Consider the following 12,160-nt stretch of genomic DNA (forward strand, 5'->3'; position numbering starts at 1 on the left):
GAGCCGCTTGAATTATAAAAAGATTATAAAAAGCAAAGAGCTAAGATTTAAAATACTAAGTTGGCTTGAATTTATCCCAGACAAAGTTATGGTGAGATTGCAGTACTGGATAAAGACTGGAAAAATATTAAATTTAAAGCATCCTAAAAGGTTTAATGAAAAGATTCAGTGGTATAAATTGTTTTATAGAGATCCTTTAATGACAAAATGTGCTGATAAGTATAGAGTTCGTGAATATGTTGCTAGTAAAGGCTATGAGGAAATTTTAATTCCTCTATGCGGTGCATATGATTGCGCTGAAGAGATTGATTTTGACAAACTACCAGATGAGTTTGTCCTAAAAACAACTAATGGTAGTCACACAAATATAATCTGTAGAAACAAAAAGAAGTTAAACATAAGAGATACAGTGAATACATTAAATTCCTGGCTAAAACAAAAGTCTGTAAAGTTAGGTAGAGAATGGGCTTATTATAATATTGAGCCTAAAATAGTGTGTGAACAATTTTTAAAAGATTCACAGGATGTAAATAGTGAGTTGAAAGACTACAAGTTTCTATGCTTTGATGGGGAAGTAAAGTATATCTGGGTAGATGTCAATAGAAGCACTAATCATAAGAGAAATTTTTATGATGTAAGCTGGAATTATCTTGAAGTGGAAAGTGACGTTCCCAGTTATGGTGATAACATAGAGAAACCAGAGGGACTTAAAAAAATGCTAGAAATAGCTCAAAGACTTTCGGAAGAGTTTCCACATGTAAGAGTTGATCTATACTGGGTTAACAATAAAGTTTATTTTGGAGAGTTAACTTTTTACTTGTTAAGTGGGTATGAATCCTTTTACCCTGATAACTTTGACTATGTGCTTGGCAGAGAGTTTAATCTACCTGAAGTTAAAACTAAAGTTTAACTACCTAACCCAAAGACCTTAGGTCTTTGGGCTTTTTTTGTTTTATGGCCTGTTAAAAGCAGGATTTTTGAAAGTTTATGTAGAATAATTATTTGAATGTCACGTAAAAGGGGCTTTACAACATTAGATAGGGAGGAGCTGTTTATGTGGGGAAAAAAATTTTATTAGTCATAATAACAACTGTATTATTTATTTTTACTGCGCCCCTTGATGTATGGGCTAATGAAGGAGATGTAGCCGACTACATAAATTTTGATCAAAAAATATATATTGACATTATGGAAGAGCACTTCATAATAGGCGAGGACTATGATGGAGTTTTGGGATTTAGTAGTAAAGATACGAAAGTTTTGCAAGTCGCTAGCGATGGCAGACTAATCCCTCAGGCTCTTGGAACAACTGAGGTAGAAGTATTCAAAGCCGGTAGTAGTGTAGGGGTTGTTGATGTACATGTCTATTTAAGTGGAGATGTAAACGGCGATGGTCGTGCAAATGTTTCCGACGCTATCAAAATCTTACGCTATGATGCGCAGCTAGAGAGCTTTACAAAGGGGCAACGTATCGCTGCTGATATAACCAAAAGTGGAAGTGTTGGTATATCAGATGCTATTAAAATCCTACAAATGGATGCAGGGCTGGTAGATCGTAAGCCTAGGGTGTCTTTGGACTCTTCGCTAAGTCTTTTACAGCCTAATGACTTTGTTCAGTTAAATGCTAAAGTTTTACCTGATAGTAAATCGGACACAAAGGTAGAATGGGCATCTAGTGATGAAACAGTTGCCGAAGTTGATTCAAACGGTATGGTCACTGCTATATCACCTGGTAGAGCAAAAATTAAGGCTAGCACACAAGATGGCTCGTCTGTAGCAACAACTGAAATAATTGTAGATTGGCTTGAGATGGAAAATTCTTATACACGTTCCTTTCTTTATGATGAGCAGGATGAGCATAAAGATGAGCAGCATAATGTAAGCTATGAATTTGAAATAAAAGATAACAGGGTGACTATAAAGGGCAGCAGTGATGTTGATGATGAGTCAAAGTATCAATATTTATATTATCAAGTAAAAGATGCTGCAGGTAAAGTAGTAAAGGCGAATACTGTACCTATAGACTTTTCTGAATATGAAACAAGCTTTAACTTATTTTTGTCAGAAGGAATCTATGATTTTAACGTTTATTTTGGTAAAGAGGAAAATGGAGATGACCTAGAGGAGTGGCTAGAAATCACATCCCCAAGCATCATTAAAATTTCTGATGAAATAAGTTTTGCAGTTGGCCTAGATGACCATAACGTAGTTTACACAAAATACAACATGACTTTAGAGGAAATCTTAGATAAACAAATGGCAGTAAACCCTCAAACTGATTTATATGGGGGAGGCTGGAAAAGTGCTAAGCGTGAAGATGTAGAGTACTACTTAAACCCTGAAAATTTCAATTTTTATCCTGAAGAAGGCATAGACCAAATTGTAGTCAATGCCAGCTCTTTAAATGTTAGGAGAGGGCCTTCTACTAGTTACGACAGAATAACAAGTGTAAGTAGAGGAGCTACGTACGAGTTTGTTGATTTTAGTGATGGTTGGTATAAAATTAATTTAGGAAGTAGAAAAGGTTGGGTACATGGCGACTTTGTATTACGCTCTGCAGTTAGCAGTAATGATGTCCCTGATCATATGTTCCAGTTTTTAATCCTTTCTGGAAGTGCTGAAGTTGAAGCAGAGGAGCTTGATAGGATTTTAAATAATAAAGGAACACTTCATGGGACGGGAAATGCTTTTATCGCGGCTGGAAAAGAACATAATGTTAATGAGCTATACCTTATCTCGCATGCGTTGCTTGAAACAGGTAATGGCACATCTGATCTAGCTGAGGGCATCCTAGTTGATGAAGTAGATGGAAAAGAAGTAGAACCTAAAGTAGTGTATAATATGTATGGGATAGGCGCTAAGGATAGAGATCCTCACAGGTTAGGGGCTGAGTATGCATATGAAGCAGGTTGGTTTACACCTGAAGATGCGATTATAGGTGGAGCTAGATTTATTTCTAGAATGTATGTAAATCACCCCACCTATAAACAAGACACTTTATACAAAATGAGGTGGAACCCTGCTACTCCCGCAACCCATCAGTATGCCACTGACATAGGTTGGGCTGTGAAACAAACAAGTAATATTAAATCATACTATGATCAACTAGATACCTATGTACTAAGGTTTGATATTCCTAAATATTTAGAAGAAAAGTAATGATTAGCTAGGGCAGGGGTAAAATCTTGTCCTAGTTTTTATTTGTATTTTATGCTACTCGTTTTTTTAGACCTACTTTGTTCCGCTCAGTACCCCCTCCTCAGTGAGGTGAGGGGGGAGTAACCTTTAGGGCTTGTGTCATTGCGTTTCAGATATGATATAATACAGATGATAGAGTAGTTCCTTGGGTTTAAAAAAAGTAAGATTTGAGGTGTGTTGTTATGTCAAAAATTTTAGTAACGGGTGCTGCTGGGTTTATAGGGTTTCATTTGTCTCAATATTTATTAAAAGCTTCTCACCAAGTTATAGGTGTAGATAATATGAATGATTATTATGATCCGGCGCTAAAAGAGGATAGGTTGGCGATTTTAAAGCAGGATGGAAATTTTATATTTTACAAACTGGATTTAAAAGATAGGGAGTCATTAGATGATTTATTTGCAAAATATCAGCCTGATTATGTTATAAATTTGGCTGCACAGGCTGGGGTGAGGTATTCTATTGAAAATCCACATGCTTATGTTGATTCTAATTTAGTAGGGTTTGTAAATGTACTGGAAGCTTGCCGGAATTATCCTGTAAAGCATTTGCTTTATGCTTCTTCTAGCTCTGTTTATGGTGGCAATAAAGTAGCTCCTTTTTCTACAAATCATAGTGTTGATCATCCTGTAAGTCTTTATGCAGCAACCAAAAAGTCTAACGAGTTGATGGCTCATACGTATAGCCACTTATACAATATCCCAACCACAGGGCTGCGCTTTTTTACTGTCTATGGTCCCTTTGGCAGACCAGATATGGCGTACTTTTCCTTTACTAAAAATATAGTTGCAAAAGAAGAGATTAAGGTATTTAACCATGGGAAAATGGAAAGAGATTTTACTTATGTTGATGATGTTGTTAAAGGGGTATATAAGCTATTAGATAAAGCCCCAAAGGCTAATAAAGATTGGGATGAAAGTAAAGACGAGTTAAGCTCAAGCTTTGCACCTTATAAAATCTATAACATAGGAAATAATCAACCGGTACAGCTGATGAAGTTTATAAATGTTTTAGAGGAAAAGTTAGGCAAAGAAGCTAAGAAAAAGTATATGGAGATGCAACCTGGAGATGTGCTAAGGACATGTGCTGATATTTCAGATCTAAAGCGAGATATAGATTATCAGCCTACGACGAGTATTGAAGAAGGGCTTGATAAGTTTGTAAGCTGGTATAGGGAGTATTATAAGGTTTAGCGATGGTGAAGTTGGTTAGTTGGTCAGGGGCAAAACCTTATTGGCCACGGTAAACATCACGAAATAAGCTACATGCTGGGTCCAAACTCGTTCATTTATGGTGCCCAAATCTGAAAGCCCCTGTAAAACACACTGGCAATGTGAACCACCATAGCCCAAATAGGGGGCTTTTACTAATTGATAAAGTCATCCTGAGGTACGCCGAAGGATCTAGCTCATAAGAGCGCAGGACCCACACAACGGACTCCAGCTTCCACTTTCCACCTTCAACTTTATTAACGAATCTGACTCAGCAGAATTAGCAAGTTTATAGTATGCCGTTTGGCCCAGCAGAATAAGCAAATTTATACGTTTTCGCGGCCAGTTGGTTTTATATTGGTTCGATTTAGGATCAGTGAAAGGTTGGTTAGTTGGACAGTTAGAAAAGATTTCGAAATAAGCTACGGTGGCTGTGGTTGTTTTTGGTGGTCATTACCATTATGGTTAGCCATTTGCTGATGGGTTGACACAGAGGTCAACCATCCCATATGATAACGCTTTCCACTTTCTACTTTATTAACGAATTTGGGTCTGTCAGATTTAGCACCGGCCTTTTGAAGCAGATGAAATGTGAAAGATGAAAGTTGATAGATATAATTCTTGTATTGATGCTTTAACATAATTTCTATTTATGACCTATCAAACTATCAAGCCAAAATTGAAATGAGCGGAGTGATAATATGCGCCAATTAATAAGGTATATAATTGCATTATCAAATCTTTATGGAATGGTTCATAAAGATAAAGTTTTAGAAATTTACAACAGTCAAAATGAAGACCACGTTAGTCTAGCTGATGTAGAGGAGTTTTTTACTAGTCCACCGGAAGAACTGGAAGATTCATTTATCTATTCTCATCAAGATTACTTTGTTCATCAGACAATTCTAGAAAATGATGATTTTGAGTCAATGTTAAAAAAGAAGGGTGATAAGCCTCACTATGTTCCGAAGAAAAATGAACTTCTAAAATATGTCGATGAATGGTACTTTGAAAAAACAAAGCAGTACAATACTCTTTTAAAATGTGTAAAAGAGAACTTCTTTAAAGATAGTGACGAGAAAGCTGAGTGGCTCTGTGAAGATATTTATGGAATATGTCAGTTTGGAGCCAATATGCAGGTCGTTTTAGATGCTTTCAACAATCAAGGTATAAATTTTGATGATATGGATCAGGTCAATGAAGTTATGCAGCTTGTGATGGACCTTTCTAATAACATTAGGATATGGGAGAATAATGGCCATACACCTCATGAAATATTTGAGAAGGTTGAGAAACCGCATTTAAGATCACTTCCAGATAAACCCTATGAGTTTAAAGACCCTAACGTTATAGATATGAAGACCAGAAAGAAAATCGGAAGGAATGAACCATGTCCTTGTGGTAGTGGGAAGAAATATAAGAAGTGTTGTTTGGGGAAATAAAAAAACCACCAAAGTTCTGACTTTAATTGGCCACAGTAAAGATAACGAGAGTAGTGATAATTATTATGAAGTCTGAGGTTAGTAGCCTATCTTGAAAACCATAAAACCTTAATTGGCCACGGTAAAGACTGCTATATTGGCTACATGAGTAGTGGTAATAAGTAGTATGAGGTCGGAGGTTGGTAGCTTGCTTTGAAAACCATAAAACCTTAGTTGGCCACGGTAAACATAACGAAATAAGCTACATGCTTGGTCAAAGCCCGTTTAAATATGGTGCTCATATTGGTAAAAACCTGTTTTTATTGTAGTAAATACATAGTTACAAACTTTTTCTGATTTTAAAGAAATAATTAGATTATAATACAAAAGTTCCTGATTTTCATAGTGTATCGGTAGAAGATAGTACTATTATTGAGAGAAATTAAGGGAGGGGTGGTTAGGATGTCAAAAGATAAGTGCCCAGAATGTGGTTCATCTGACACAGTAGAAATTGTTTATGGTAAGCCTACATCAGAAGCTTTTGAGGCTGCAAATCGTGGTGAAATTGTGCTTGGTGGTTGCTGCGAACCTTTAAATGGACCTAGTAGGAAATGTAAGAATTGTGGTAGTTTGATAGAAGGATAGTTTGCTAATAGGTTAGTGTGGGGCCTGAGTCCCTTGGTAATTTGCCAGTCCCTGAGTCTCTTGGTTGTGTTGGTTGTGGAGTATATCTGCTCTTTTTTGCTCTTTTTGGACGAGGTGGTTGAGTATTTGCTAGTATTTGGGAATATTTTGGAGCACTTATATAGGAGTGGCATCTATATCTTTCTTAGATTAATAGTGAGTGTCTTAGCGCTACAGAAGGTGACTGTGCACCTTTGTAGCGCATTTCTTTATATGTTATCGTATATACGTGAGGTTAATTAAAATTTTTCTAAAAATTAGGAGTGATAATTTTGGATTCTTTAAGTAGTGATGATGTCAAACAGCTTGTTCGTGAGGGAGGAGTTAACTTTATAAGGCTTCAGTTTGTAGACGTATTTGGTAAGTTAAAAAGCGTGTCCATTCCTGCCTATCAGTTAGATGAAGCCCTCGATAACAAGATAATGTTTGATGGTTCGTCGATAAAGGGGTTTGTTCGAGTTGAGGAGTCAGATATGTACTTAGCTCCAGACCCATCTACTTACAGTGTATTACCATGGACTAAGGAAGGAAAAGGAAAAACTGCACGTTTGATTTGCGATGTTTATAACACTGACGGCACTCCGTTTGAGGGTTGTCCAAGAAATGTATTGAAGAATGTTCTTAGAAAGCTTAAGGATTATGGTTATGAATATCATGTTGGGCCGGAGGTTGAGTTCTTTTTATTTGAAACTGATGAAGCTGGAAATCCCACTACTGATATTCACGACAAGGCTGGATATTTCGATCACGCACCTACAGATTTAGGTGAGGATGCTAGAAGAGATATATGCCTTGCTTTAGATGAAATGGGGTTTGAGATAGAAACTTCACACCATGAAGCGGCACCGGGACAACATGAAATAGATTTTAGGTATGGGGAAGCTTTAGCTTCCGCAGATAGAGTTTCAACGTTTAAGTTGGTTGTTAAGACTATAGCTAAGAGACATGGGTTGCACGCTACTTTTATGCCTAAGCCATTAAAGAATGCTCATGGTTCTTGTATGCACTTAAATCAATCGCTATTTAAGGATGGTAAGAATATTTTTGAGTGCAAGGATGACCCTATGGGATTAAGTGAAGATGCTTACTATTTTGTAGGGGGGTTAATTAAATATGCTAGAGAGTATGCAGCTGTCACCAATGCTACTGTAAATTCGTATAAAAGGTTTGTACCGGGTTATGAAGCTCCTACGGAAATAACCTGGGCAGCAGGTAGCCGCAGTCCTCTTATCAGGATTCCAGCAAATAGAGGGCCCGCAACAAGAATAGAGCTTAGAAATCCAGATCCTACAGCCAACCATTATCTTGCTCTTGCTGCTGTGCTTTCAGCAGGATTTGAAGGGATAAAGAATAAGATAACTCCTTCAGAATGTTGTAATGAAAATGGAGATAATTTCGGAGACGGAGATGTTAAAAAGTTCCCTGCTAATTTAAAAGAAGCGTTAGATGATTTTGAAAAAAGTAGGCTTATGAGAGACTCGCTTGGGGAACATATCTTTGATATGTATCTTACAGCAAAGCGCAAGGAGTGGCGATTATATAGCGAAGAAATTCATGATTGGGAGCTTAAGCATTATTTACGGGCTTATTAATATATAAAATAGATAGGGAGTATATAGCGTCAATCTATTGCAGATTGGCGCTATATTTTTTTATAGGATTGGAATTCGCATGCCTAAAACTGAAAGTGTTACTTGCCACGGTAAACATAACGGAATAGGCAACGGTGACTGTGGTTGGTTTTGTTGGTCATTATCATTATGGTTAGCCATTTGCTGATGGGTTGACACAGAGGTCAACCCCTACCTCTGCGAGGGGATAGGGCATCAAAATCATAAAAATCTATTTGGCCACGGTAAAGGTGTAGTAGTAATAAGTAGTATGAGGTCTGAGGTTGGTAATAAAACCTACACCCTAAGATCTTAATTTGTCATGGTAAAGATAACGAAGTTAGCAAAAATGAGTAGTGGTAATATGTAATATGAAATCGGAAGTTGGTATCTTACTTCAAAAGCACAAAATCTTTAATTGGCCACGGTAAACATAACGAAATAAGCTACATGCTGGGTCCAAACCCATTCAGTTATGGGATACATATTGGTAAGACCCGGTTTTAAATGCAGCAGGTATAAAATATAATGTCTGTTTTTAACTGTATACTATTTACAAATGCTACTGTGGTTTAACCAAAACCATTTATTACCAGACCCAGCAGAATTAGCAAGTTTATACGTTTTCGTGGCAACTTTTTTATATTGTCTCTTGGACGTCCCTTACTCTTGACAGGTGGAACCATAAGTAGTGCAAAATCCTAATTGGCCACGGTAAAGATCAGTAAACTAGTGGTATTAGTAGTGGTAATGGGTAGTTTGAGGTGTGAGATTTAAGACTTTAATATAGGTCATTGGTTGCCGTCATCTCGGGACGCTAGGGACAGGTACATCCGTCCCATTGGATTCGGTGGTACGGTATACCAGTCTCTGAGTCCCTTGGTTGGTGTCGATAGTGATATGCTCCCTTATATTTGTGGTTGGTTTTTTTATTTGGGTCTTGTATAATATAAGGAAGTTAATTTTTATTTTAATAATTTTGGGGGTGATGGGATGAACTGGTTAAAGAAGTTTATGGCTGGGAGATATGGTGGTGATCAGCTTTCTATTTTTCTGGTTATAGTTTCTCTGATTTTAACAATAGTGGGTCAAATTACGCAGCTTTTGGTTTTAGCATACTTGGGTTATATACCTATAATTTTAGCTTTTTATCGGATGCTTTCTAAAGATACTTCTAAACGAAGTATGGAAAACTATAAGTTTGCTATTATGATGAGTCCTTTATATGCTTGGTTTAAAAAGGTGCAGGGTAGAGTTAAGAATAGAAAGACGCATAAGTATTTTAAGTGTGTTAAGTGTAATGCACAGTTAAGAGTCCCTAAAGGTAGGGGGAAAATTGTTATTACTTGCCCGAAGTGTAAAGAGAAATTTTCTAAGAAGTCGTAGTTGCAGCTAATTTACGGTAGTTCGAGGGGAGAGGTTTAAGACTTTAATATAGGTCATTTGGTTGCCGTCATCTCGGGACGCTAGGGACAGGTACATCCGTCCCATTGGGATGCGATGGTACGGTATACCAGTCCCTGAGTCCCTAGGCAGTGATAAGGGGAAATCAAGGGCGAATTTACAATTTACAATTTACAATTTACAATTAAGGTAGTGGTAATAAAGTGTATAGGCTTAAGAGTTTATTTGGCAACGGTGGCTGTGGTTGGTTTTGGTGGTTATTACCATAATGGCTAGCCATTTGCTGATGGGTTGACACAGAGGTCAACCCCTACCTCTGCGAGGGGGAGCGTTAAAATCTTAAAAGCTTAGTTGGACAGTTGGTCAGGAGATTAGGGCGGTTTGTTCTGCCTAGCAGAATTTGCTTTTGCTACCTGCTGCCTGCTAACTACTAACTGCTAAACTCTTATTGGCCACGGTAAACATTACGAAATAAGCTACATGCTTGGTCCAAACTCGTTCATTTATGCATCCATATTGGAAGGACCCGGTTTTAAATTAAAAAATTAAATTTATGGTATTTCCAGACCCAGCAAAAGTAGCAGATTTAAAGCATGCTCTTTGGCCCAGCAGAATAAGCAAGTTTATACGTTTTCGCGGCCAGTTGGTTTTAAATAGTTTTGTGCACGGCCTACTCTTAATAGGTCGAACCGCAGGTAAATGTACAAAACTTTAATTTACCACGGTCGCTGTGGTTGGTTTTGTTGGTCATTGCCATGTTGGTTAGCCATTTGCTGATGGGTTGACACAGAGGTCAACCCCTACCTCTACGAGGGGTAGCGTTAAAATCTTAAAAGCTTAGTTGGTCAGTTGGTCAGGAGATTAGGGTGGTTTGTTCTGCCTGGCAGAATTTGCTTTTGCTATCTACTAACTACTAATTACTAACTGCTAAATCTTTATTGGCCACGGTAAAGATTTCGAAATAAGCTACATGCTTGGTTCAAACTCGTTAATTTATGGTGCGACCCTGTAAGACACACTGGCAATTTGAACCACCATAACCAAATAGGGAGCTCCCATTAATTGATAACGTCATCCTGAGGCACGCCGAAGGATCTAGCCCGCAAGGGCTCAGGACCCACACTACGTACTCCACTTTCCACTTTGTGCTTTATGAAGAATAAGCAAGTTTATACGTTTTCGCGGCCAGTTGGTTTTATAATGGTTCTACTTTAGAGTCAGTGGAATGTTGGTTAGTAGAAAGTTGGAAAGGGTACTATGCAACCAATTCCTCTGCGAGGGGTAGCGTTGCTATGCGTTGGGGTGTGTTTGTGTATTTGCTTTTGGAAAATAAAGTGAGGTTAGTTAAATGAGAAAAATTTTGGGGAAAATATTGTTTGTTATTTCTAGTGCTATATTGTTAGTTTTTAATGCGCTAATTTGGTTAATAGATACAGCTGTTAATTTTGTTAAAAGTATAGCTAAGATGGTTATTGTCTTTTTAACTAGGGGAGGTTGCCTGCTATTTATAGTATTTGGTGCGCTCGCTATTACTTACCCATCTTTGCTGTTATTTATATTGTTTTTGGCGTTGTTCCCTATTATTGGGGGCATAACTTTATCTTATTTACAATATATAAGATATAGCGTTACTGAGTATCTTTTTGATAGAGCTGAATACTTGAGTAATGGGGTATATTACAAGTTTAAGACTTTTGCTGAGTATAGGCAGGACTATAAAAATAAGCAGAGAGAAAAAAGAAGAAAAGAACAAGAGAGGCGTTTTGCTGAGCAACAAAAGGCATGGGAAGAGAGATTTAATCAATGGTATGGTTATCAAAGGACATACACCAATGGCTATGGGGGACAAAACAGCTATGGTGGTTATGCAAGCCCTAGTACCGACTTTAAACAAAAATATGAAAAAAGCTGCGATGTTTTGGGAGTGGACTATAATGCCGACAAAAGCCAAATTAAAGCAGCTTATAGGCGAAAAGCCAGACAGTACCACCCAGATTTGAATCAAACCGAAAACGCCGCCGAGAAGTTTAAAGAAATAAGCTCTGCTAATGAGTTTTTAAGTGAAGATAATATCGAAAGGTATAAAAAGTATTTTGCATAAAGAGGTATAATTAAAAAAGGGGGATTATATGCCGAATCAACCAGGGGAATTTCATGGAGGTTTTTTGTTTCAGGTTTTACCGACGTTAGTAACTATTATTTTTGCTATCGTTATTATAACGATAGTTGTTCGCTTAGTGAAAGGTGGGCGACAGTGGATAGCTGATAATAATTCGCCGGTTTTAAATGAAAAGGTAAAAGTTGTCACTAAAAGAACTAATGTCAGCAGATACGGTGGCGGAACTCATTCCCGTCGTGGGAGAAATGTCACTACTTATTTTGTAACCTTCGAGTTTGAGGGCGGTGAGAGGAAGGAATTTAAAGTTAAAGATGAGGAGTACGGGAAATTAGTTGAAGGTGATGAAGGATATTTAACCTTTCAGGGCAGTAGGTATCAGGGGTTTGATAGAGCTTAATCAATGTATAAAAAAGCTCACTGCATTAGCGTGCGGTGAGCTTTTGATTATTATATGTAAATATATAAGAAAAGCAAAGGGAATTTAGAGTTTGTGTCGAAATATATTTAAGGATT

At 37.4% G+C, this 12,160-nt stretch carries 10 protein-coding genes; 9 read left to right on the forward strand and 1 reads right to left on the reverse strand.

Annotated features, from left to right (window positions below; all coding sequences use genetic code 11):
* Positions 1-7 precede the first annotated feature (7 nt).
* The 6 genes from PRVXH_RS06365 (at position 8) to glnA (ending at position 8,106) form a co-directional block, all read left to right on the forward strand.
* Complete coding sequence (locus PRVXH_RS06365; RefSeq protein WP_353894465.1) at positions 8-910, forward strand: ATP-grasp fold amidoligase family protein; 903 nt, start codon at positions 8-10, stop codon at positions 908-910.
* Positions 911-1,056: 146 nt separating this feature from the next.
* Positions 1,057-3,159, forward strand: coding sequence for a glucosaminidase domain-containing protein (locus PRVXH_RS06370; RefSeq protein ID WP_353894466.1), 2,103 nt, complete (start codon positions 1,057-1,059; stop codon positions 3,157-3,159).
* A gap of 221 nt (positions 3,160-3,380) precedes the next feature.
* Entirely contained in the window at positions 3,381-4,391 is a 1,011-nt protein-coding gene (locus tag PRVXH_RS06375) for an NAD-dependent epimerase (protein WP_353894467.1), read from the forward strand.
* A 719-nt stretch (positions 4,392-5,110) separates the two neighbouring features.
* Complete coding sequence (locus PRVXH_RS06380; protein WP_353894468.1) at positions 5,111-5,851, forward strand: SEC-C metal-binding domain-containing protein; 741 nt, start codon at positions 5,111-5,113, stop codon at positions 5,849-5,851.
* A gap of 441 nt (positions 5,852-6,292) precedes the next feature.
* Positions 6,293-6,475: a hypothetical protein gene (locus tag PRVXH_RS06385; RefSeq protein ID WP_353894469.1), complete on the forward strand. Its 183-nt coding sequence runs from the start codon at positions 6,293-6,295 to the stop codon at positions 6,473-6,475.
* A gap of 311 nt (positions 6,476-6,786) precedes the next feature.
* Positions 6,787-8,106: a type I glutamate--ammonia ligase gene (glnA, locus tag PRVXH_RS06390; RefSeq protein ID WP_353894470.1), complete on the forward strand. Its 1,320-nt coding sequence runs from the start codon at positions 6,787-6,789 to the stop codon at positions 8,104-8,106.
* A gap of 60 nt (positions 8,107-8,166) precedes the next feature.
* Here glnA and PRVXH_RS06395 read toward each other — a convergent pair whose 3' ends face one another.
* Positions 8,167-8,304: a hypothetical protein gene (locus tag PRVXH_RS06395; protein ID WP_353894471.1), complete on the reverse strand. Its 138-nt coding sequence runs from the start codon at positions 8,302-8,304 to the stop codon at positions 8,167-8,169.
* An 813-nt stretch (positions 8,305-9,117) separates the two neighbouring features.
* Between PRVXH_RS06395 and PRVXH_RS06400 the strand changes: the two genes are divergently transcribed.
* The 3 genes from PRVXH_RS06400 to PRVXH_RS06410 all read left to right on the forward strand — a co-directional run bounded on the left by PRVXH_RS06400 (position 9,118) and on the right by PRVXH_RS06410 (position 12,044).
* A complete protein-coding gene (locus PRVXH_RS06400; RefSeq protein ID WP_353894472.1) occupies positions 9,118-9,510 on the forward strand; it encodes a hypothetical protein in 393 nt (130 codons plus the stop codon).
* A gap of 1,366 nt (positions 9,511-10,876) precedes the next feature.
* Positions 10,877-11,629 (forward strand): DnaJ domain-containing protein, encoded by a 753-nt coding sequence (locus tag PRVXH_RS06405; protein ID WP_353894473.1) that lies wholly within the window; start codon positions 10,877-10,879, stop codon positions 11,627-11,629.
* 28 nt (positions 11,630-11,657) lie between these two features.
* Positions 11,658-12,044 (forward strand): DUF2500 domain-containing protein, encoded by a 387-nt coding sequence (locus tag PRVXH_RS06410; RefSeq protein ID WP_353894474.1) that lies wholly within the window; start codon positions 11,658-11,660, stop codon positions 12,042-12,044.
* Positions 12,045-12,160 lie beyond the last annotated feature (116 nt).

Origin of the sequence: Proteinivorax hydrogeniformans (assembly GCF_040515995.1) — a bacterium.
GTDB classification, from domain to species: Bacteria; Bacillota; Proteinivoracia; order Proteinivoracales; family Proteinivoracaceae; genus Proteinivorax; species Proteinivorax hydrogeniformans.